This is a genomic window from Cobetia marina (assembly GCF_001720485.1).
In the GTDB taxonomy this organism is placed as follows: domain Bacteria; phylum Pseudomonadota; class Gammaproteobacteria; order Pseudomonadales; family Halomonadaceae; genus Cobetia; species Cobetia marina.
On sequence record NZ_CP017114.1, the window covers coordinates 2,771,300 to 2,793,946 of the forward strand.

Consider the following 22,647-nt stretch of genomic DNA (forward strand, 5'->3'; position numbering starts at 1 on the left):
CGTCAAGGAGGCTTCATGCAACGCGAGGAATTTCTACAACAGCTATGGCTGGACTTCGTTCACCGCCATCCGGATATCGGAGCGCTGGACATCTGGCCGGATGGCATCAGGCCCGAATATCTGATGTTCGTGACACTGGATCAGGGGCCATTTCGCAGCGAGAAACTGCGTCCCAGCCTCTATCATCAGGGCTATCGACGCGTGAAGCAGTACGCCATGGCCGACCGTGGCCTACTGGTGGATCTGCTGCTGCCGCCGGATGGCGGCTCGGCTGTCATGCTGGCCGAACTTCAGGCCAATAGCCTGCCTCCCCTTCACCGAGACCTGCTGAAGACGCTCATCAGCCAGAGTCACCGTGACGACTGCAAGGGACAGAACCTGCTGGCGCCGTGCCGCCCATGGGACATGCCGGACTGGCCCACCTTCGAGCGTCTGCTGGAAGCCAACCCGCTGGCGGCATGGCTATCGGTGATGGGCCCGCGCCTGCATCACGTGGGCTTCAACGCCGACGAGCTGGGAGAAACGCTTGAAGCTGTCTGCGAAGGCATGCTGATGCACGGCATGTCGCCGCAGAGCGGGCGCCACCATGCCGTACTCCCCATCAACCCCAAGCTGCAATACCACTACTATCCCGCGCACGCACAACGCATGGTATTCGCCGAAGGTGATGAGCACATGGTGGTGCTGGGAGGGCTGGCCCTGCTGGCGACGGCCGACAGTGGCCAGCATCAGCGCGCCGCCGAGCAACTGCTGCCAGAGCACACGCTCTGCCAGCTGAGTGCCTGACGGACAAGATTCACGAGCCAGATTCGCAAGCAGTAGTGCCGCAACGCCCCTGACGCCTCCGGCGCCAGGGGCGTTTTCATTGGCAAGCCATGTCATGACTCACCGCCATGGGCTCCCCTCGCGAGCCACTGGCTGTCGTGCGCCATGCTCGGGTGCCCCATGAGGTCTGCTGGTGGCTCAGAGCCGTAATACGTTGGTCGCAAGCAGGTTATCAACAGAAGCTGTGGAAAAAGCTGTGAAGAATCTCTGTACATCCACTCATCGGCTTCGCGATCTGGCGACCAATGTCAGATTGATCAAAAATTCACCACTTCACCGCTGAGCGCCTGACTGTCACGAAAAAAGCCTCCGAAACCACCTCGCCTAGCGCAGCAATGAGCCCAGTGACGTGAGCGCCACTCCCAGGTCCATCGGCGTGTCGGTGACCTGGCCCCCCAGCCAGTAGGCGCCGACGTATCCGACGCTGTACGCCAGCAGCAGCGCCGGGAAGAAGCGCAGGTAGCTCATGAAGGTCACCTCGCGCACCTTGGAGAGCGCAATCACTCCAGCGGCCGACCCGATGATCAGCAGTGATCCGCCCACGCCAGCGGCGTAGGTCAGCGCCAACCACTCAGCATCGTTCATGCCGACATCCGCCTTGAGCACCGCAGCCGTCAACGGCACGTTGTCGACCAATGCCGACAACAGGCCGATCAGATAATTGGCCTGCATGGCAGGCATCACGTCATAGAGCTGTGCCAGCCCTTCCAGCAGGCGGGCTTCCTTGAGCGCTCCCACCATCAGCAGGATGCCGAGGAAGAATAGCAGAGTGTCGAATTCAATTATCCTGATGTAATCAAGAATTCTGCGCTCCTCGCTGTCACTGCGTCGCTCGGCCACATGCCCGAGCAGGAACATGATCGACATCCCGAACAGGAAGGTCAGCAAGGGGGGATACCGAACAGCACGTTCAGGCCCAGCGTGGAGAGGATGGTGGCGAGAAACAGCCAGGCCACGAAGCGGTCCAGACGCCGGGTGGGACGGCGTTCACGCGACAGATGGACTTCTCCCCCAAGCCCGGGCAGCAGCAGCGTCGCCAGCAGCATCACGCTGACGAAGGCCGGGATGGCCAGCAGCATCAGCTCACTGATACGCACCTTGTCGGCGAGGAAGATCATCAGTGTGGTCACATCACCGGTGATCAACGCCACCCCGCCGGAATTGACGGCAAACACCGCCAGCACCGCGAAACGCAGCGTCTTCTTCGGCGGCAATCCCAGAGACAGCACCAGCGTCAACGACACCAGCGTAGCGGTGATGTTGTCGGCCAGAGAGGAGAAGGCAAAGGCGAAGGTGCCGGTCAGATACAGCAGGCCTCGCTCACCGATGCGGCCCGGCAGCAATCGATAGATGAGATTGGCGATCAGTCCCTTGGCATTGAGAAACGCCACGAAGGTCATCGCCGCCATCAGAAACAGCCACAAGGTGGCGATTTCCAGCAGATTCTCGTTGAGCGACTCACCGACGTCATCGACTCCCAACGCACCGGGGCCGAAGATGAACAGCAGCAACCAGCTGAACGTCCCCAGCAACAAGGTCGTCTTGGCCTTGTTGAGATGAATCACGTCCTCGATGGCGATCAACACGAAGGCCCCGATCGCCAGCCCCACCAACACTCCCTGCAACCACATGTCGCTCTGCTCCCTGAAAGGGCGTCCATCTCGTGAGAGGACGTCGAGTGGCGGTGCATGCTCACGACGATGGCCGAGTGCCATGTCAGGCCTTCCCTTGCACCGGCCGACAGGAAAGTCGGCGCGCGAATGACACCACAGCTCACGAACCGCCACCATTCGACATCAGATGCGTACGGTTTGCGCAACGTCGAGTTGCTGTCCTCCACGCAAGCGGGGTGGGTTTCCTGTCACGGGTGAATTAGGATGGCGCGATCTGCTGAAGGAGTCGTTCATGTCGAGTATCAGAGGCGTCATCAGCCTGTTGTTTCTGATCACCAATACCCTGTTCTGGTCGGTACCGCTGTACCTGCTGGCATTGCTCAAGCTGCTCAGCCCGTCCCGTCGTCTGCAGCTTCATCTTCTCGAAGGGCTGAACCGTCTCGCCATGGGGTGGATCGGCACCAACAATCTGTGGATTCGCGCCTGGATACGCCCCCATTGGCAGGTCAACGTGCCGGACGCCCTGAAGGATGGCTCCGCCAGGCGACGCTGGTGGCTGGTGATCTCCAACCACCGCAGCTGGACGGATATCTTCGTGCTGCAGTATGCATTGCATCATCGCACGCCCATGCCCAAGTTCTTTCTCAAGCGCGAGTTGATCTGGGTCCCCGTCATCGGCCTGGCCTGGTGGGCGCTGGAGTTCCCCTTCATGCGCCGCTACAGCCGGGAACGGCTGGCCAATGACCCGCGCCTGGCGGAACGCGACCGTGCCGCGACACGCCGCATCTGTGAGCGAGCGGGCCAGTCGCCCATGTCAATCTTCAACTTCGTGGAAGGCACGCGCTTCACGTCAGGCAAGCATGATCAACAGCAAAGCCCGTACACTCATCTGCTCAGGCCGCGCGCCGGCGGCAGCGCTCAGGTGATCAGCATTCTCGGCGACCGCCTGTCAGGCATACTCGACGCCACGCTGGACTATCGTCACGCCAGCGCGAGCTTCTGGGAGTTTCTGTGTGGCAAGGGGGGAGATATCCATCTGGATATCGTGCAACGCCCGGTGGAACCCTGGATGCTGAACGGGGATTATCACGCGGACGCTGCCTACCGCGAACGGTTTCAGCAATGGCTCAATCAGGTCTGGAAGGACAAGGATGCCCGACTGTCACGTGCAGGACACGACATTGAACAACTCTGACATGCCCCACGAGCCGCTGGGCGCTGTGCGCCTGACCGTGGGCGCCATCTCGACATTTCTCCACAGGACATCTCGCGCGCCGCTGCGGCGACTGGCGTGGCTGAGCCTGGCACTGTGGCTGACAGGCTGCGCCACCGGCAGCTACTCCGGCTCACCGGCAGGCCAATGGATCACGATCCAGAAGGGCGACACCCTGGGGCAGATCGCACGCGACGCTGACATTCCCCTGTTGCGCCTCACCCGCTTCAACCCCGGCGTCAAGATCCGTGACCTCAAGGTCGGGCAGCGCATCCTGGTGCCCACCGCGCGTGAGCGTGCCCCCTCCGGTGGCCCCTATCGCTATCAGCTGCGCCCCGGGGACACCTACTCGAAGATAGGCCGTTACTTCGGAGCCAATCCTCAGCGCATCCAGACCGCCAATCCGGGGCTTCCCCCCAATGACCTGAAAGTCGGCACCCTGATCTCGGTTCCCCTCAATGGTGGCCCCAGCCGAAGCGCTTCCAATGCGCGTGCCAGCGTCGGCAGTCTCGTGGCACGCCCGGATCCGGGTCCGCTGAAGAAGCCGCGTCAATCGTGGCGCTGGCCTGCCGCCGGCGAAGTCATCAGCGAATTCGGCACCAACCGCAATGGCCAACTGGCCCCGATGCGGATTCGCACGGCCAGCAATGGGGTCGCCAGCGCGCCGGCCAGCGGGGAAGTCCGCTTTGCCGACAACATGCGGCAATTGGGCAATGTGGTCATCCTCCACCATTCAGGCAATCTGCAGAGCGTATTGGCGCAGTGCGGAGAGATACTGGTCAAGGTCGGTCAGCAGGTCACGCCGGGCACCCCGCTGTGTCGCGTGGCACGTCGCAATGACGGCCAGCCTGAGCTGCTCTTCGACGTGCGCCATGGCGGCAAGCCGATCAATCCACGCGAGCTGCTCGAGAAACGCTGAAACTGGGGCTGCCGGCCTCACTGGCGAGCCCTTCAGGGGCTCGCCTTGCCAAACGAGCGTCGGGCATGCCTCGCCCACGGCGTCCTTCATGCCGCGCCTGTCGCCCCCGTGTCAGTTTCGGCCAGCGTGATTGGTCTTTGAGCTGCGAACTGTGACCTGTGACCGCCTTGAATCCGCTGCCTCCTGGCAGCATTGCCTGCTGGAGATTGCCCGCGGGAGATTGCCCGCTGGAGTGACCGCGGCTGCAACGACACCTGCGTGGGGTGTCATCACTTCGTCACCTCGCTGTTATGCAGGCGTCACTCCCATGGCCAATACTTCGTTCAAAGGTCATCAGGAGCCGTCATGGAGCGTATCGCCTTTGTCAGTGAAACCTGGCACCCGGAAATCAATGGCGTGGCTCACACGCTGAGCCATCTGTGCGATCAACTCATCACGCGTGGCTGCGAGCTGCAGCTCGTGCGGCCCGCACCCCGCGACGGCAGCCATGAACCACGAGTCGCGCAGGAGCTACAGGTACGCGGCTTCCGTCTTCCGGGCTATGACACCGTTCAGATCGGCGCCCCTGCCCTGAGACGGCTGACGGCGCTGTGGCGCCAGCATCCGCCCTCCGTCATTTACATCGCCACCGAAGGACCGCTGGGGGTCAGTGCCCTGATGGTCGCGCGTCGCCTCGGCGTGCCCGTGGTGGCAGGCTTTCATACCAATTTCGACCAGTACAGCACCCACTATCATCTCAGGGCATTACGCCCCCTGGTACGTCAGGGGCTGAAGCACTTCCACAATGCCGCCAACCTGACACTGGTCCCGACACGCACCCAGGCCGCCACTCTCGCGCAACAGGGTTTCAAGCATGTCCGGGTCGTGGGACGCGGGCTGGATTGTCAGCGCTTCTCGCCCGTTCATCGCAGTGAAGCGCTGCGTCGCCAGTGGGGCGTCGGCCCTCAGCAGCCCGTCGCGCTGCATGTCGGCCGCCTGGCGGCGGAAAAGAACATCGAGCTGTTGATTCGCAGCTACGAGGCCATGCAGGCCGTGCAGCCGGATATCGCGCTGGTACTGGTGGGCGATGGCCCGCTGCGCGAACGCCTTGAGCAACGCCTGCCGGAGGCGATCTTCGCCGGCTTCCAGACCGGCGAGGCGCTGGCTGCCCATTACGCCAGTGCCGACCTGTTCCTGTTCCCCTCGCTGTCGGAGACCTTCGGCAACGTGGTGCTGGAAGCCATGGCCAGTGGATTGGCCGTAGTGGCCTTCGACTACGCGGCCGCTGCGGAAGTGATCCGCGATGACCACCAGGGGTTGCTGGCCCCCTGCACCCAGCCGGACAGATTCATCGAACAGGCAGTGGAAGTCTGCCAGCGACCAGCGCGTATCGCACGCCTCGGAAGAGCGGCCCGTGTACGCGTCGAGCCCATGGCCTGGAGCCAGGTCGCCGAGCATTTTCTTGCCTGTCTACGCCTCGCCGAGGAGAAGCCCGATGCACGATCGCAGCCTTCCCGTCTTTGAGCGACTCGACCTGCTGGAGTGGCGGCTGTGTCGCCAGGTGGCACGTCTGGCGCTGTATCGGCCGATCCTGACCCTCTTTCGCGTGGTCTCGCGCCTCGGCGACTGGCCCGTCTGGTTGCTGCTGACACTCAGCCTGCCCTTCCATCACGTGCAAGGTGGCTGGTTGATGCTGGAATTCGGACTGGCGGCGGGGGCCGGCGCCCTTTTGTATCGCGCCCTCAAGACCCGGCTGTGCCGTGAGCGCCCCTTCATCACCTTCACGACCATCCAATGCACCATGCCACCGCTGGATCGCTACAGCTTTCCAAGTGGCCATACACTGCATGCGGTGCTGTTTGCCAGCCTGACGGCTCAGCAGCTACCGGAACTGGCCATTCTCGTCACGCCGCTTGCCATGTTGATCGCGCTTTCCCGCGTGATCCTGGGACTGCACTACGTCAGTGACGTGCTGGCGGGGGCGCTGCTGGGACTCGGGCTGGCTGAAGTGGCCATCCTGAGTCTTGAGTCCCTGACAGGACTCTGAGCCCAGTGCACGCTCTGTCGGCGGCAGGCCACCTTCGACTTGCCGACAGTCAATTCGCTCTGGCAAGCTCGCCTCATGACGATATCCTCCGAGGCCGGCGACCTGTTCGCCACGCATCCTCAACACGCCCCTTCCCGCACCCCGCCAAGCGGACAGCGACCGGCCGGCCTGCCGGACGACTGGCAGACACTGGCCCATGGCTGGTATCGCCATCCGCTGCACCCGCTCTATCTCAAGCCAACCGCTCTGACTCCCCTGCAGGCCGACCAGGCACTGGTCACGCTGGATACCACGCTCGACTGGCAGCGGCCGAGCTTGAGCGTGCATGGCAAGACGCATCCCATCCCTCGCCGTCAGGTATGGATGGGGGACGCCGGGGCTCGCTATCGCTATTCCGGCAGCCTGTTCGAGCCAGCACCCTGGCGTCCGATGGCCTGGCATCTGGGGGAGCTTGCCCGTCACGCCATCAACCGCGAGCTGAGCGCGCAGCCGGGGCAGGAACGCCATATCGACCAGCACTTCAACAGCCTGCTGGCCAATCGCTACGCCGATGGCAATGACCGCATGGGCTGGCATAGTGACAATGAACCGGAGCTTGGCGACCGCCCCATCGTGCTGGCCCTGTCACTGGGACGAGAGCGGCCACTGCGCTTCAAGGGACACCCCCGCAGCCCCTACGCACAGGACCCTGCCTTCAACCTGTGGCTGCCCCATGGCTCATTGCTGGTGATGGGGCGCGGCTGTCAGGACCGGCTGCATCACGCCCTGCCGCCGCGCAAGCTCGAGGGCGTGCGCATCAGCCTGACCTACCGACAGCTATTGACGGCGTCACGCTAGATCCTCATCAGGCACGGGCGGCGGCGAGACGGGATAACGGGCCCGCAGGGTGTCCAGCATCGCCTGGACCGCGACCGACAGCTCATGACGGCCGCGGCGAATCACGCCGACCCGTTGCTCGATGACCGGCCCTTCCAGCTCCAGGCACCGACATCCCAGCGCTGACATCTGATCGGCGCTCATCGCCGGCACCGCGCTGACGCCAAGTCCCTCTGCCACCATGCGTCCGCAGGTCACCAGCTGGTGAGTCTCGAAGGCGACGGTGAGCTTGAGCCCCGCCTCTGCCAGGCGCCGCTCCAGCATGTGTCGCACGCCCGAGGGACGTTGCAGGGTGATGAAATCCTCTTCCAGCAGCTGATCCCAATGGATGGTCTCGGGAGCGCCCTGCAACAGGGCGTGCCCCTCGGGAATGATCGCGATGTAGCGATCCTCGAAGAGTGATTCGAAGACAAGGTCCTCGCGTACCCCGGGATCAAAACAGATCCCCAGTTCCACGCGCCCATCGGTGACACGCTCCACGACTTCCTCGGCGATCACGTCATTGACCTCGATGGTGATCTCCGGGAACTGCCGTCGAAAATCCGCCAGTACTCCTGGCAGCAGATTCCCGGCGAAAGTCGGCATGGCAGCCAGTGCCACACGCCCGCGTCCGAGACTGAATCGCTGGCGCATCTCGTCCTCAGCATGCTCCCAATCCGACAGTATCCTGCGAGCCAGCGGGAAGAAGGCCCGTCCTTCCGGCGTCAGGCTGACCTGTCGAGTGGAACGCTGGAACAGACGCCCACCCAACGACTCCTCCAGATTCTTGACGGCCAGCGACAATGCCGGCTGGGAAAGATGCACCAACGTGCCCGCTTCCACGAAGGACAGGGTTCTGGCCACTGCGACAAAGGCTTTCAACTGTTTCAAGGTCATGCGGCATCCTTCCTGTGGGGTCCCTGGGGGACGCGCCTTGAGATGACATTCGGGGAAACAGGCTCAACCCGTCGCCGGGAGACCCGTCGGCCTCTACACCATTGGTCCAAGGTGACCAGAGCCGCTTGCGCAGCCTTGCACCGCGAGTCGTCCAGTCCTGTCGTGCATATCCGCCGCTGACCCGCACCACAGGCGGATCTGTGCAGGAAACGAGCGGGCAAAGCGATATCGTACTGCCCCAAGACTCTTCATGAAAACTTATCAATGGATAGAAAAAACAAACTTATCAAATATATACAGCCACCAGATTGTCGGCAATGATGCACTCAAGCCTTTGCCAGACGCCTGCCCCAGGCGCCGGCCACGGAAGATGAGCAGCGACTCATCACCGTCAAAACGACAACACAAGATGCTCAAGGAGAACTTCATGGCAGGATTCAACAAGGTAGTGACCCGCTACGCCGATGCCATGGCGGGCCTGGAAGACGGCATGACGGTGATCGCCGGCGGATTCGGACTCTGCGGTATTCCCGAGAACCTGATCCAGGAGATCAAGCGTCGTGGCGTGAAGGACCTGACCGTCGTCTCCAACAACTGCGGCGTGGACGGCTTCGGGTTGGGCATCTTGCTGGAAGATCGCCAGATCAAGACCATGATCGCCTCCTACGTCGGCGAGAACGCCCTGTTCGAGCGCCAGCTGCTGGACGGAGAGCTCGAGGTCATCCTGACCCCCCAGGGCACGCTGGCCGAGAAGATGCGCGCCGCCGGGGCCGGCATCCCCGCCTTCTTCACCGCGACCGGCTACGGGACGCCCATCGGAGAAGGCAAGGAAGTCCGCGAATTCGACGGTCGCCCTTATATTCTCGAGGAAGCCATCAAGGGTGACTTCGCGATCGTCAAGGCGTGGAAGGCCGACCGCTACGGCAATGTCGTCTACCGTCACACGGCACGCAACTTCAACCCGCTGGCCGCAACCGCAGGCAAGATCACCGTGGTCGAAGTCGAAGAGCTGGTGGAACCCGGCGAGCTGGACCCGGCCGAGATCCACACTCCGGGCATCTATGTCGACCGCGTCATCAAGGGCAGCTTCGAGAAGCGCATCGAGAAACGGACCGTTCGCTCGCGTTGAGCCTAGGCTCCGCCTGCATCCGTTTTCTCGCGACGACACTCCCCGACACGGCAAGGCGTCACCTCGATGGCGCTTCAGACAAGGAATACATCATGGCTTTGACACGCGAACAGATGGCCCAGCGAGTGGCACAGGAAATCCAGGACGGCTCCTACGTCAATCTGGGCATCGGCATTCCGACCCTGGTCGCCAACTACATCCCGGATGGCATCGACGTGATGCTGCAGTCCGAGAACGGCCTGCTTGGCATGGGACGCTATCCCTATGACGACGAGGTCGACGCCGACATGATCAATGCCGGCAAGGAAACCGTGACCGCCATCGATGGCGCCGCCATCTTCGACTCCGCCGAATCCTTCGCGATGATTCGCGGCGGGCACGTCGATCTGACGGTACTCGGCGCCTTCGAGGTGGACGTGAACGGCAACATCGCCAGCTGGATGATCCCCGGCAAGCTGGTGAAAGGCATGGGCGGCGCCATGGACCTGGTGGCGGGTGCCGAGAACATCATCTGCACCATGACCCACGCCTCCAAGCATGGTGAGTCCAAGCTGCTCAGCCAGTGTGAGCTGCCACTGACCGGTGCCGGCTGCATTCGCCGTGTCCTGACCGACCTGGCCTTCCTCGAGATCAAGGACGGTGCCTTCCACCTGCTGGAACGCGCGCCAGGCGTCAGTGTCGAGGAGATACAGCGCCTGACCGCAGGCAAGCTCATCGTGCCCGACAACGTCCCCGAGATGCAGCTGGACGCCTGAGACGGCCCAGATGCATCGCTTGACACTCCATCTCTCCGGCGATGATGGGCGCATCATCGCCGCTCTCCGAGAGTCTTGATGGTTGCAAGACCATCCACCGGCAGCGCTGCCATCGCTGCCGGTTTTTTTATCTCTTCCCCTCACCAAGCAAGACGACCTGGCGGATCATCCGCGAAGCTGTCCACTGCCTTGAAAGCCCGTACGCACGCCCCATCCCCACGACGATGCCTCACCTTGGCAACCTCTCAAGCGGGGCGATATACGGCGAGGTTCCATACCGACCAGAAACCAGGATAACGGGATAAAAGCAAGTCACCGTCAATCCTTGCGAAATCTGGAAAACTGACTGGCGCAATGCCGCCCATTCGAGAAGAATCTGCTCACGAGACACCCGACCAAAGGCGAAGTTTTTGATATTTCATTTGACCTTGGAGGCGCGGCAGCGCAGTATTGATCTCGTTGGTTAGCAAGTCGTATATCGTCAGTCGTGATCGAAACACTTCGGTACCTGGTGCATATCCTCCTTGTTTTACCCACGTATATCGGGTAACTCCCGGCAATATCATCAGTAAGGAATTACGATCATGGCAACTGGTACAGTCAAGTGGTTCAACGACACCAAAGGTTTCGGCTTCATTTCTCCGGACGACAACGGTGACGACCTGTTCGCACACTTCTCCGAAATCCAGGCTGAAGGCTTCAAGTCTCTGCAAGACGGTCAGAAGGTTTCCTTCGACGTCACCCAGGGCAAGAAAGGCCTCCAGGCCGCTAACATCAAGATCATCGACTGATCATGAGTTAGCTGAAAGAGACTAACCTCTCTTTCCACGGAAAAGCCCGCTTCGGCGGGCTTTTCTGCGTCTGGAGATTGCCTCGAAAGCCGTGACGGCCCCTCCCCTGCCAGCCAGTTCCGTCGTGCCTCAGCGCCACTTGCCTGCAGCGCACGACACGACCCAGATCTCCCGGACCAGAGCCGAGCCTGACGCCTGACGCCTGTCACAGGCAACGAAAAAGGGACCGCCGAAGCAGCCCCTTCCCCGTCCAGCCTTGCCTGTCTTCAGCCCATCATCAGCCGCGGTAATAGCGCTGCTCGACGAAGGGCATCTTCGTCACGGTCATCGGCAGTCGCTTGCCGCGTACGTCCGCGAAGACCTGAGTGTCCAGCACGCTGTGTGCGATCGCCACATAGCCCATGGCGACCGGCTTGCCGTAGCTCGGGCCGAAGCTGCCTGAAGTCACGACACCGATGCGGTTGCCCTCGCCGTCGAAGAGCTCGGCACCTTCGCGAATCGGAGCACGCCCTTCAGCCACCAGACCGACTCGCTTGCGGGTGTGATCCTTGTTGGCGATCTGGGTCAGGATGACGTCCGCCCCCGGGAAGCCGCCTTCACGTGCACCGCCCTGACGACGCACCTTGCCCAGCGCCCAGATCAGGCTGGCTTCCACTGGCGTGGTCGTGGTGTCCAGATCATGACCATACAGGCACAGGCCCGCCTCGAGACGCAGTGAATCCCGCGCCCCGAGACCGATGAACTCCACCTCTTCCGCCGCCAGCAGCAGACGCGCGAAGCGCTCCGCCTCAGCATCGGGGACGGAGATCTCGAAACCATCTTCACCGGTATACCCGCTGCGACTGACCCAACACTCGATGCCATCGATGGTGACATGGGCATGATGCATGAAGGTCAGCTCGCAGGCCTCGGGCGACAGACGCTGCATGACCGCGTGAGCCAGCGGCCCCTGCAGGGCGAGCAGCGCCCGATCCTCCAGCACCTCAAGCTCGATCTCCATCGGCAGCCCCACACGCAGATGCGCGACGTCCTGATCCTTGCAGGCAGCATTCACCACCACATAGAGGTGATCGCCACCATTGACGATCATCAGGTCATCGAGGATACCGCCGGTATCACTGGTAAAGAGTCCGTAACGCTGCATGCCCACCGGAAGATCGACGATGTCCGTCGGTACCAGCGTCTCCAGCGCCGCCTGCACGTTCTCTCCGCGCAGGATCAGCTGCCCCATGTGCGAGACATCGAACAGCCCCGCCTTGGCACGCGTATGCTCGTGCTCCTTCTTGACGCCCAGCGGATACTGGACGGGCATGGAATAGCCTGCAAACTCGACCATCTTCGCTCCCTGCTCGACGTGCAGGTCATGAAGCGCGGTCTGCTTGAGACCGGTGACAGCGGCGGAATCGGACATCATCATTCTCCAGAGTGGCATGCAACATCTCTCCGACAGCCAGGTGAATCTGGCCCTGTGCTGCCGGAGGCTAGTGATCGAGATAGGACAATCTGAGGGGGCTCACCCCGCCGCGCCTGCCAGCGACGGGGGGCTCCTGATGCGATCAGCGGTCTTCGCCCGCCAGCACTTCCTTGCCGTCAAAGTAGTCGCGGGTCAGCTTGAAGACCACCGGCGACAGCAGCGCCAGACCAATCAGGTTCGGAATCGCCATCAAGGCATTGAAGGTATCCGCCATCAGCCAGATGAGATCCAGCTTGGCCATCGCGCCCACCGGAATCGCGATCACGAACACGATGCGATACAGCATGATGGCGCGCGTACCGAACAGGTACTGGAAGCACTTCTCGCCATAGAAGGACCAGCCAAGGATGGTGGTGAAGGCAAACACGGCCAGCGCGATCGCGACCAGATGGTTGCCGACACCCGGCAAGGCCTGATCAAAGGACATGGAGGTCAGCGCCGCCCCCGTCTCACCAGAAGACCACAGGCCGGAGGTGATGATGGCCAGCGCGGTGATGGTGCAGATGACGATGGTATCGATGAAGGTGCCCAGCATGGCGACCAGCCCCTGACGTACCGGGTTCTTGGTCTGCGCGGCAGCGTGGGCGATGGGCGCACTGCCCAGGCCGGCTTCATTGGAGAAGATACCGCGCGCCACACCGAAACGGATGGCCGCCATCACCGCCGCACCGGCAAAGCCGCCAGTCGCCGCGACTGGATTGAAGGCGTAGGTGAAGATGAGGCCGAAGGCGTGACCGATCTGGTCAGCATTGATCACCAGAATGACGATGCCCGACAGGAAGTAGGCAATCGCCATGAACGGCACCAGCTTGCCCGCCACGCTGGAGATGCGCTTGATGCCACCCAGAATGACCGCACCTGCCAGCACCATCATCACGACACCGGAGGCCCAGTGCGGAATGGCAAACGAGGTTTCCAGGGCATCCGCCACGGAGTTGGACTGCACGGTATTGCCGATGCCAAAGGCCGCGAAGCAGCCGAAGAAGGCAAAGGCGCCCCCCAGCCAACCCCACTTGGCCCCCAGTCCGTTGCGGATGTAGTACATCGGACCACCGACGTGGTTGCCGTTGTCATCCACTTCGCGATAACGCACCGCACAGACGGCCTCGGCGTACTTGGTCGCCATGCCGACCAGCGCCGTGATCCACATCCAGAAGATCGCCCCCGGTCCACCCAGCGCGATCGCCGTCGCCACACCCGCGATGTTGCCGGTACCGATGGTAGCGGAGAGTGATGTCATGAGGGCATTGAACGGCGACATTTCACCATCGCCATCCTTGCCGGGCGCGCGCCCGCTCCACAGCAGCTTGAAGCCGGTACCCAACTTGCGGATCGGCATGCCCTTGAGGCCCGCCTGAAGATAGAAGCCGACCCCGAGCAGCAGGATCAACATCACCGGGCCCCACACCACGCCATTGATGGCGGTAAAGAGAGAACTGATCATTTCCACGCAGATTTCCTCCGCTGAATTGTTGTTATGACTCGATGCGAGGAGAGACACATCGGAAATCCCGTCTGGCCAGCAGGCCAACCGGCCAGCACGCCAAACGGACAGCTCACATTAGCGGAAGCTTCCAGTCTTCACTACCCCAACAGGGCTTTACGCTGGAATGTGAGCAAAACGTCACGCAAAAATCATGAAAATGTGTCAATCGCCTGAGGGATTCAGCCCGTTGATGGGCGTCACTCAGTGGATATCTCTTTCCCTTGTGCCGGCAACCTGAGCCTCTCCCGGGTCTTCCCCCACACCTCTCGCGGGCAGTCCCGTGACGACAGGCAGGCTCCGCCGGCGCTAGGGGATGCCTGCCACCAGGACACGCCTGATGATCAAAAACGTGAAGGAGCTTCCCTCAGCGAATATGGGTGTCGCTGCCTGCGACACCATTGACAGCACGCGAATCTGGACACAACATGGGAAACAAGTTTCCAATACGAAACAGGCGACACTCTACCTCGACTCAACAGGGCTCGCAAGCGCAGGAAAGTGGCATCAGATTCTCGCTGGAAACCCACCTCCCGTCAGAGGATGAGGACCTGGAGAACTGACTTCCAGCGGTGAAAAAACGGTCTGCCCCCTGCACTCATGGGCCTTGTGCGCTGATACCTTCGCGCCATGGCATAGATAGACCGGGCGTGGCAAGGCGAGACACTGGACGCCCGGAGCACGACGGACCACGATTAAGAGGGCAACTCGCTTGCCACTCGCCAAAAGTCGTAGAGGCACGACGCGCTCAGCTACTGCCACGTGTCGAGACCTTCGTGCATAATGGCGCAACGATTCCCTGAATCAGAAAATCTTTTCACATAGGAAAACACTCATGAGCAACATTCCTGCCACGCTTAAGTACACCGAGAGTCACGAGTGGGTTCAGGACAACGGTGACGGTACCGTGACCATCGGCATCACCGACCACGCTCAGGAAGCGCTGGGCGACGTCGTCTTCGTCGAATTGCCGGAAATCGGTCGCGAACTGGCGCTGGAAGAAGAGTTCGGTGTCATCGAGTCCGTCAAGGCGGCCTCTGATCTGTACGCGCCGCTGGCCGGCGAAGTCATCGCCGTCAACGAGAGCCTCGAAGACGCGCCGGAATCCGTCAACGAAAGCCCCTATGACGATGCCTGGATTCTGAAGATGAAGGTCGCTGACAGCGCCGAGCTGGAAAAGCTGCTCGACGCGGACGCCTACACCCAGCTGGTGGAAAGCGAAGCCTGATCACGGTTGGCCTCCAGCCGCTGTCCGAGACAGCGCTGTCACATGGCTGGAGGCCGCTTGCCCGTCTCACCCGGTAGTACGCTGGCTCGGCGCCCCCAGCCGAGGCTTCACGATTCCCGACGCCCTGCCCGCCCTCCTGCGCCGGCAAGGCGATGTTCCTCCCGCGGACTGTCACTTGCAGTTCCCGTTGCAGCACAGGATTCCTTGCATGGCTCACGAGACGCTTACCCTGGCCCAGCTGGCCGGGCACGATGATTTCATTTCCCGTCACAATGGCCCGACTGCCGCCAATGTCACGCGCATGCTGGCGACACTGGGTGAAGACAGCATCGAGACGCTGATTGACCGCACCGTGCCGGCGGCCATTCGTCTGGGACGCGAGCTGGACCTCGAAGGGCCGCGCACGGAATCCGAGGCACTGGACTATCTCAAGCGCCTGGCGCGTCAGAACAAGGTATTCAAGACCTATATCGGCCAGGGATATCACAACACCCACCTGCCGGCGGTCATCCAGCGCAACGTGCTGGAGAATCCGGGCTGGTATACCGCGTATACGCCGTACCAGCCGGAAATCGCCCAGGGCCGTCTCGAGGGGCTGCTCAACTTCCAGCAGGCGGTGATGGACCTGACCGGCATGGAACTGGCCAATGCCAGCCTGCTGGATGAGGCCACCGCCGCGGCCGAAGCCATGGCGCTGTGTCAGCGTGGCAACAAGAAGAACAAGAGCAATCGCTTCTTCATCGCCGACGATGTCCTGCCCCAGACGCTGGACGTCATGCGCACGCGTGCCGATTACTTCGGCTTCGAGCTGGTCATCGATGCTGCCGAGAAGGTCGGTGAGCACGACATCTTCGGCGCCCTGTTCCAGTATCCGGGCAATACCGGTCAGGTACGCGATCTCGCACCGCTGCTGGACGCGGCACGCGCCAATGGCGCGATGACCGTGGTGGCCGCCGACCTGCTGAGCCTGGTGCTGCTCAAGTCGCCGGGCAGCCTCGGCGCCGATATCGTCGTCGGCACCTCCCAGCGCTTCGGCGTGCCGATGGGCTTCGGCGGCCCGCACGCCGCCTTCTTCGCCACCACCGACAAGCTCAAGCGCTCGATTCCGGGCCGCATCATCGGGGTCTCCAAGGACTCGCGCGGCAATCCGGCGCTGCGCATGGCGATGCAGACCCGCGAGCAGCACATCCGCCGCGAGAAGGCGACCTCCAACATCTGCACCGCCCAGGCGCTGCTGGCCAACATCGCCGGCTTCTACGCCGTCTATCACGGCGCCGAAGGCCTCAAGCGCATCGCCACCCGGGTGCATCGCCTGACCAGCATTCTCGCCGAGGGCGTCACGCGCTGCGGCATGACACTGGCCCACGACAGCTGGTTCGATGCCATCACCGTCACCGGCGTGGATGCCGGCAAGATCCATGGTCGCGAGCTGACCCACGAGATCAACCTGCGCCACCACGGCGACGGCCGCATCACCATCAATCTCGACGAGACCACTACCGCCGCTGACGTCGGCGTGCTGTTCGACGTGCTGCTCGGCGAGGAGCACGGCCTGTCCGTCGCCGCGCTGGACCAGGACCTGCTGGCCAAGGGCGCAAGCGCGATCCCGGCGGCCTGTCAGCGTGACAGCGACTTCCTGACCCACCCGACCTTCAGCCGCTATCACTCAGAAACCGAGATGCTGCGCTACCTGAAGCGCCTGGAGAACAAGGACCTGTCGCTGACCCACGCGATGATTCCGCTGGGCAGCTGCACCATGAAACTCAACGCCACCACCGAGATGATTCCGGTCACCTGGCCCGAATTCGCCAACGTCCACCCGTTTGCGCCCTCGGATCAGGTGGTCGGCTACAAGCAGATGATCGACGAGCTGTCGGCCTTCCTGGTCGAGATCACCGGCTACGACGCCATCTCCATGCAGCCGAACTCCGGCGCTCAGGGGGAATATGCGGGACTGGTCGCGATCCGTCGCTACCAGGCCTCCATCGGTGAAGGGGCGCGCGACATCTGCCTGATCCCCAGCTCCGCCCACGGCACCAATCCGGCCTCCGCCGCGATGGCCGCCATGAAGGTGGTGGTGGTCGAGTGTGATGCCAGCGGCAACATCGACATCAATGACCTGCGCGCCAAGGCCGAGCAGCACAGCGACAAGCTGTCCGCGATCATGATCACCTACCCGTCCACCCACGGCGTGTTCGAGGAAACCGTGCGCGAGGCCTGTCAGGTCGTTCACGATCACGGCGGTCAGGTCTACATCGACGGCGCCAACATGAACGCCCAGGTCGGCATCTGCCGTCCGGGAGACTTCGGCGGTGATGTCTCGCACCTCAACCTGCACAAGACCTTCTGCATTCCCCACGGTGGCGGCGGTCCGGGCATGGGCCCCATCGGCGTCAAGTCACACCTGGCACCCTTCGTCTCCAACCACGTGGTCACCCCGCTGGAAGGCGTGAAGCCGGAATGCACCGCCGTCTCGGCCGCCGCCTTCGGTTCCGCGGCGATCCTGCCGATCTCCTGGGCCTACATCAAGATGATGGGCGCGCAGGGGCTGCGTGAGGCCACCGAGCTTGCAATCCTCAACGCCAACTACATCGCCACGCGTCTCGATGGGCACTATCCGGTGCTCTATCGCGGCAAGAACGGCACCGTGGCGCATGAGTGCATCATCGATATCCGCCCGCTGAAGGCCGCTTCCGGCATCAGCGAGGAAGACATCGCCAAGCGCCTGATCGACTACGGCTTCCACGCCCCAACCATGTCGTTCCCGGTGGCGGGCACGCTGATGGTCGAGCCCACCGAGTCCGAGTCGCTCTACGAGATCGACCGTTTCTGTGAGGCGATGATCGCGATTCGCGCCGAGATCGCCCGTGTCGAGCAAGGCGAATGGACCCTGGAAGACAACCCGCTGGTGCACGCGCCGCACACCCAGGCGGACCTGATGGACGCCGAATGGAACCGTGGTTATTCCCGCGAGATCGGTGCCTTCCCCAGCGAGCACGTCAAGGCGGCCAAGCAGTGGCCGGCCGTCAACCGGGTCGACAACGTGCATGGCGATCGCCAGTTGATCTGCTCCTGCCCAAGCATCGACCTCTACCGTGATTGAGAGTCTCGATTGAGAGCCAGCAATGAGGCAGTGATGAAACGCTGTCGCTGATCGCTCTGGCAAAAAAACGCCCCTGCCGGGTAACCGGCAGGGGCGTTGTCGTTGCAGCGGTCATTCAGGAGCCTGCTCAGTGGCGCAATGACGCGCCAGCCGAGATCACTCCTTCCAGCTCTTGAGCAGCTCGTCGTAGGCGATGGTCTCGCCCTTGGGCTTCTCGTTGTCCAGCTTGGCCTTCGGCGCACCCGGCTGGGCGAACCAGTACTCCGCATCACGTTCCTCGTTGAGCTTCGGCCCACAGTTGTCCATCACCTTGGCGCGCTCGAGACGCTCGAGAATGCGGTCCTGCGCCTTGGCCAGGCCATCAAGCGCTTCCTGCGGCGTGGCTTCACCACTGGCGGCCTGGGAGATGTACTGCCACCACAGCTGGGCCAGTTTCGGATAATCCGGCACGTTGGTGCCGGTCGGCGACCACTGCACCCGCGCCGGGCTGCGATAGAACTCGACCAGACCGCCCAGCTTCGGCGCGGCATCGGTCATCGCCTGGGACTGGATATCCGACTCGCGGATCGGCGTCAGACCTTCCAGGGTCTTCTTGAGCGAGACGGTCTTGGCGGTCACGAACTGCGCATACAGCCAGGCGGCGTGACGATTCTTCTCCGGCGTGGAGTCGAAGAAGGTCCAGGCACCCACGTCCTGATAGCCAAGCTTCATGCCCTCTTCCCAGTACGGGCCATGCGGTGACGGCGCCATGCGCCACTTGGGCGTGCCGTCGTCGTTGACCACCGGCAGACCATCTCTTGTCATGTCAGCCGTGAAGGCGGTGTACCAGAAGATCTGCTGGGCGATGTTGCCCTGGGACGGCACCGGGCCGGACTCGGAGAAGGTCATGCCCTGAGCTTCCGGCGGTGCGTACTTGCCCAGCCAGTCGACGTACTTGGTGGTGGCATAGACGGCCGCCGGGCCATTGGCCGCGCCGCCACGCGTCACCGAGGAACCCACCGGCTGACATTCCTCGACACGAATGCCCCACTCATCTACCGGCAGGCCGTTGGGCAGGCCCTTGTCGCCGGCACCCGCCATGGAGAACCAGGCATCGGTGAAGCGCCAGCCGAGTGACGGGTCCTTCTTGCCGTAATCCATGTGGCCATAGACCCGCTTGCCGTCGATTTCCTTGACGTCATTAGTGAAGAAATCGGCGATGTCTTCATAGGCTGACCAGTTGACCGGTACGCCCAGCTCGTAGCCGTACTTGTCCTTGAACTGCTTCTTCAAGTCTTCACGCTCGAACCAGTCGGCGCGGAACCAGTACAGGTTGGCAAACTGCTGGTCCGGCAGCTGATAGAGCTTGTCATCCGGGCCGGTGGTGAAATCCAGCCCGATGAAGTCATCCAGATCCAGGGTCGGCGAGGTGAAGGCCTTGCCGTCGCCTTCCATCATGTCGCTGATCGGCACGACCTTGCCATAGCGGAAGTGCGTGCCGATCAGGTCGGAGTCATTGACGTAGCCATCGTAGATGTTGCGCCCGGACTGCATCTGGGTCTGCAGTTTCTCGATGACGTCGCCTTCCTGGATCAAGTCGTGGGTCAACTTGATGCCGGTGATCTCGCTGAAGGCCTTGGCCAGCACCTTGGACTCGTATTCATGGGTGGTCAGGGTTTCCGAGGCCACCTTGATTTCCATGCCGCGCAGCGGCTCGGCGGCCTTGATGAACCACTCGAGCTCGGACATCTGCTCGTCCTTGCTCAGCGTGGAGGGTGAGAATTCCTGGTCGATCCACTTCCTTGCCGCATCCTGATACTGATCGGCCATGGCCTGACTGGAAAGACCCGCGAGCCCCGCCGCCGTGGCGAAGGCGATGGCGTAACGCAGGCGTGCGGGTCGAATGATGTGCTGACTCATGGGATGTCCCTTCATTGGCGTTATTGTTGTGTCGCGTCGTCCAACAACCACTTCCGTCAATCACGTATCACGCGGCGCGAGATGCCGCGCGCGTCTCCTGCCGGTACTGCTTGTCCTCCTGTCGTTCCGGGTACGCTGTCTTGCCTTTGCTGCGTTGCTGCTCGGCTGGCCGGGCATCTGACTGTCAGTCCGTCTGCCAGATACCCGACGGATTCAAGCTTTCCGGGTCACGGGTGCGTCTCGCGAAGCAGCTCGCGTTGTGCCCGGTAGAGCGAAGCCGGCTTGACAGCCTCGCCGGGGGATTCCACTCGCGCCTGCAGCTTGTCCAGCGCCTCAAGCTGCGGGTAGTCCGTCACGCCCTTGGCGTTCATCACCCGCTCGTAATCATGACGACTGGCGATGCCCAGCGCGCGGCCGGTGGCGCCCACTACCGTCGGCATGATCACCTTGCCGAAGTGTGAGTCGGCGCGCATGAAGGGCCAGGCATCGTGCGGCTTGCCGGTATTGACCGGATTCCACAACACCAGCCCGCGGAGATGATTGGGCTGATGGCCGACACTGGCGCCCCAGCGGTCGCGTACATGGCCGCCTCGCTTGCGGTCGAAGAGATTGTCCCGCGGCTGCTGACCATGCAGTTCGATCCCACTGTCACCGCCATGCTCCAGTTCAAGGTAGACGTTATGGGTCGCGTAGCGGGCCACGCCGGGCGCATGCCAGGCATGACTTTGGTCGACCACCTGCCTTGCCAGCACCTGATTGCTGTCACTGATCGTCATCGCGATATGTCCCGGCTTGCCGGTCATCCTCACGTCCTCGAGCGTCACCTGGGAGCTGTGGCGCACCTTCACTCCCTGATTGAAACTGTCGAGCCGAACATCACGCACCCAGCCATCGGTGATGCCATCGAGATCCAGCAGGCCGAAGCCGCTGTCGTCCTCGGCGCTGCGATGATGCTTGAAGCGCCCTCGCCAGTTGCCCTTGAGCGTGATGCCTTCGACCCCGACCTCATGCGCCGGATGGATGCGCGCGATACGCCACTGCTCACCGGGGAAGCGCTCGTGCACCACGGGCAACGACAGCGTCAGCCGATTGCCTTCTCGTGCCAGCACACGGTAGCGAGCGCGCTTGACCACCCCATCCCGCTCGATCAGCCAGCGCGACTTGCCGGTTCTGGCCTCCTTTTCCATCTGATAGGGTGCCAGAGCACGTGCTACCGCTTGCGGGCGCTTGTCGATGCTCTCCAGCAATACCTCATCCCCCGCCTTGAGCGATGACGCCTGTGCCACGCCCGCCAGTGTCACCGTGTCCTGCGTATCGGCAGGCTGCACGCGAGCCGTCGCGGCGATCGGCTGCCAGGCTTCCTGACTCCCGCCCTCGGCCAGCGTCCTGCCTTCCTCCAGATTGCCAAGATGCAGCAACCAGGGCGTGCTCCAGTACCAGCTGGCGTGCAACGGCAGCATCGGTCGGGTCTGCTTGAGACGGGTTCTGTCGCTTCCATCTCCCGCCAGTGTCCAATGACTGCCGGCCAGGCTCAGCCCCTGCATCTTGAGCAATGCCTCGCGCAGTGACTGCTGACGCGCCTTGTCCGAGACTGCCGCCTTGAGCGCGATCATCCGTGCATAGAACCAGTCGCGCTCCGCGGGGCCGAACAATACATAGTCACCGGCGGGGAAATAGAGCACCCCATGGCGCTGAGGACTGTCCGCATCATGCTCGCCCTGCTGCTGCCAACGACGCATCGCGGCATGGGCGCGCAGTACCGCCTCTCGGTCACTCACGTCGTCCGTGCCATCAGCGCCATAATCCGTGACATCGAAGCGCCTGACGCTGCGAGACTCTGATTCCCGCTTCCGCGCCTCTTGTGCATTGGCTCCCGTCGCCAACGCCGCCGGGAGTTCTCCTCCCTGGTGATAGCCAGCTTGCGAGAAGTCCGGCAAGGGCAGCGGCTCGCGCTTGTCTGCCGGCAGCGCCTGATTGGCCTGCCACACTCGCTGATACGCCTGCCACAAGGGGGGTTGCCCTTTGTCCTGCTGCCCGCCACTTGCAGTATGGCCCTCTGAAGAATGGCCCTCGCCAGCTCCGCCCTGCTGATCCTCCACCGACACGGGAGTCGTGACCCACCAGCCGATGGCGACGACACAGACAAGGCTCAACCCTGTCAGCCCGGCACGAATGACACGACGGCTTTTCCTGCCGGAAGAAACAGAGGCAGTGGTGGACGAATGACGCGAGGATTCGGTAGACGACATGCAACAGGGTTCCAGAGCGATGACAGATGACACTGGCTTGGCCAGTCAGAACCGCTTGGGACTCCTGTCAGCACCTCGGGTTCCCTGTTGCCACCGGGCGACGCTGCCCGTCGTCAACGCTCACACCCCATTCCCGACATCTCACTTCTCGTTTCTTCACCTCTCGTTTCTTCTCATCCCCCCTCACT

The 22,647-nt window shown here is 62.5% G+C and carries 18 protein-coding genes; 11 read left to right on the forward strand and 7 right to left on the reverse strand.

Features of this window, described 5'->3' with window-relative positions:
• Positions 1-15 precede the first annotated feature (15 nt).
• Positions 16-786 carry a VOC family protein gene (locus tag BFX80_RS11630; RefSeq protein ID WP_077372760.1) on the forward strand — a complete coding sequence of 257 codons (771 nt, stop codon included), beginning with the start codon at positions 16-18 and terminating at the stop codon, positions 784-786.
• Positions 787-1,149: 363 nt separating this feature from the next.
• Here the strand turns inward: BFX80_RS11630 and nhaD (BFX80_RS18235) are convergent, their stop codons facing one another.
• Together nhaD (BFX80_RS18235) and nhaD (BFX80_RS18240) are read right to left on the reverse strand one after the other, a co-directional pair.
• The gene (nhaD, locus tag BFX80_RS18235) at positions 1,150-1,713 is read right to left on the reverse strand and encodes a sodium:proton antiporter NhaD (RefSeq protein WP_338079100.1); all 564 of its coding nucleotides are present in this window, start codon (positions 1,711-1,713) and stop codon (positions 1,150-1,152) included.
• Positions 1,707-2,456, reverse strand: coding sequence for a sodium:proton antiporter NhaD (nhaD, locus tag BFX80_RS18240; RefSeq protein WP_338079101.1), 750 nt, complete (start codon positions 2,454-2,456; stop codon positions 1,707-1,709). The genes nhaD (BFX80_RS18235) and nhaD (BFX80_RS18240) overlap by 7 nt, the downstream gene beginning before the upstream one ends.
• Positions 2,457-2,730: 274 nt before the next feature.
• Between nhaD (BFX80_RS18240) and BFX80_RS11640 the strand changes: the two genes are divergently transcribed.
• The 5 genes from BFX80_RS11640 (at position 2,731) to BFX80_RS11660 (ending at position 7,433) form a co-directional block, all read left to right on the forward strand.
• On the forward strand, positions 2,731-3,633 hold the full coding sequence (locus BFX80_RS11640) for an acyltransferase (protein WP_084208996.1): 903 nt from the start codon (positions 2,731-2,733) through the stop codon (positions 3,631-3,633).
• Positions 3,620-4,570, forward strand: coding sequence for a LysM peptidoglycan-binding domain-containing protein (locus tag BFX80_RS11645; protein WP_240499557.1), 951 nt, complete (start codon positions 3,620-3,622; stop codon positions 4,568-4,570). Before BFX80_RS11640 ends, BFX80_RS11645 begins: the two co-directional genes overlap by 14 nt.
• A gap of 345 nt (positions 4,571-4,915) precedes the next feature.
• Positions 4,916-6,073 (forward strand): glycosyltransferase family 4 protein, encoded by a 1,158-nt coding sequence (locus BFX80_RS11650; RefSeq protein ID WP_084208998.1) that lies wholly within the window; start codon positions 4,916-4,918, stop codon positions 6,071-6,073.
• Positions 6,045-6,596 (forward strand): phosphatase PAP2 family protein, encoded by a 552-nt coding sequence (locus BFX80_RS11655; protein WP_077372749.1) that lies wholly within the window; start codon positions 6,045-6,047, stop codon positions 6,594-6,596. The genes BFX80_RS11650 and BFX80_RS11655 overlap by 29 nt, the downstream gene beginning before the upstream one ends.
• A 75-nt stretch (positions 6,597-6,671) precedes the next feature.
• Entirely contained in the window at positions 6,672-7,433 is a 762-nt protein-coding gene (locus BFX80_RS11660) for an alpha-ketoglutarate-dependent dioxygenase AlkB family protein (RefSeq protein WP_084208999.1), read from the forward strand.
• Here the strand turns inward: BFX80_RS11660 and BFX80_RS11665 are convergent.
• The gene (locus BFX80_RS11665) at positions 7,425-8,348 is read right to left on the reverse strand and encodes a LysR family transcriptional regulator (protein WP_084209000.1); all 924 of its coding nucleotides are present in this window, start codon (positions 8,346-8,348) and stop codon (positions 7,425-7,427) included. The two genes, BFX80_RS11660 and BFX80_RS11665, sit on opposite strands and share 9 nt — an antisense overlap.
• 427 nt (positions 8,349-8,775) lie before the next feature.
• On the opposite strand from BFX80_RS11665, the gene BFX80_RS11670 reads away from it, so the two are divergent.
• The 3 genes from BFX80_RS11670 to BFX80_RS11680 all read left to right on the forward strand — a co-directional run bounded on the left by BFX80_RS11670 (position 8,776) and on the right by BFX80_RS11680 (position 11,023).
• Positions 8,776-9,477 carry a CoA transferase subunit A gene (locus BFX80_RS11670; protein WP_077373240.1) on the forward strand — a complete coding sequence of 234 codons (702 nt, stop codon included), beginning with the start codon at positions 8,776-8,778 and terminating at the stop codon, positions 9,475-9,477.
• 92 nt (positions 9,478-9,569) lie between these two features.
• Positions 9,570-10,232: a 3-oxoacid CoA-transferase subunit B gene (locus BFX80_RS11675; protein ID WP_084209001.1), complete on the forward strand. Its 663-nt coding sequence runs from the start codon at positions 9,570-9,572 to the stop codon at positions 10,230-10,232.
• Between the two features lie 584 nt (positions 10,233-10,816).
• Positions 10,817-11,023 carry a cold-shock protein gene (locus BFX80_RS11680; protein ID WP_077372737.1) on the forward strand — a complete coding sequence of 69 codons (207 nt, stop codon included), beginning with the start codon at positions 10,817-10,819 and terminating at the stop codon, positions 11,021-11,023.
• 277 nt (positions 11,024-11,300) lie between these two features.
• Here BFX80_RS11680 and gcvT read toward each other — a convergent pair whose 3' ends face one another.
• On the reverse strand, positions 11,301-12,434 hold the full coding sequence (gene gcvT / locus BFX80_RS11685; RefSeq protein ID WP_084209002.1) for a glycine cleavage system aminomethyltransferase GcvT: 1,134 nt from the start codon (positions 12,432-12,434) through the stop codon (positions 11,301-11,303).
• Positions 12,435-12,579: 145 nt separating this feature from the next.
• Positions 12,580-13,941 carry an alanine/glycine:cation symporter family protein gene (locus tag BFX80_RS11690; protein ID WP_373996116.1) on the reverse strand — a complete coding sequence of 454 codons (1,362 nt, stop codon included), beginning with the start codon at positions 13,939-13,941 and terminating at the stop codon, positions 12,580-12,582.
• A gap of 874 nt (positions 13,942-14,815) precedes the next feature.
• Between BFX80_RS11690 and gcvH the strand changes: the two genes are divergently transcribed.
• Both gcvH and gcvP read left to right on the forward strand, forming a co-directional pair.
• The gene (gene gcvH / locus BFX80_RS11695) at positions 14,816-15,208 is read left to right on the forward strand and encodes a glycine cleavage system protein GcvH (RefSeq protein ID WP_077372729.1); all 393 of its coding nucleotides are present in this window, start codon (positions 14,816-14,818) and stop codon (positions 15,206-15,208) included.
• A gap of 208 nt (positions 15,209-15,416) precedes the next feature.
• Positions 15,417-18,311, forward strand: coding sequence for an aminomethyl-transferring glycine dehydrogenase (gene gcvP / locus BFX80_RS11700; protein ID WP_084209003.1), 2,895 nt, complete (start codon positions 15,417-15,419; stop codon positions 18,309-18,311).
• 156 nt (positions 18,312-18,467) lie between these two features.
• Here the strand turns inward: gcvP and BFX80_RS11705 are convergent, their stop codons facing one another.
• Together BFX80_RS11705 and BFX80_RS11710 are read right to left on the reverse strand one after the other, a co-directional pair.
• Positions 18,468-20,120, reverse strand: coding sequence for an ABC transporter substrate-binding protein (locus tag BFX80_RS11705; protein ID WP_240499748.1), 1,653 nt, complete (start codon positions 20,118-20,120; stop codon positions 18,468-18,470).
• 317 nt (positions 20,121-20,437) lie between these two features.
• Positions 20,438-22,459: a DUF4955 domain-containing protein gene (locus BFX80_RS11710; RefSeq protein WP_084209004.1), complete on the reverse strand. Its 2,022-nt coding sequence runs from the start codon at positions 22,457-22,459 to the stop codon at positions 20,438-20,440.
• Positions 22,460-22,647 lie beyond the last annotated feature (188 nt).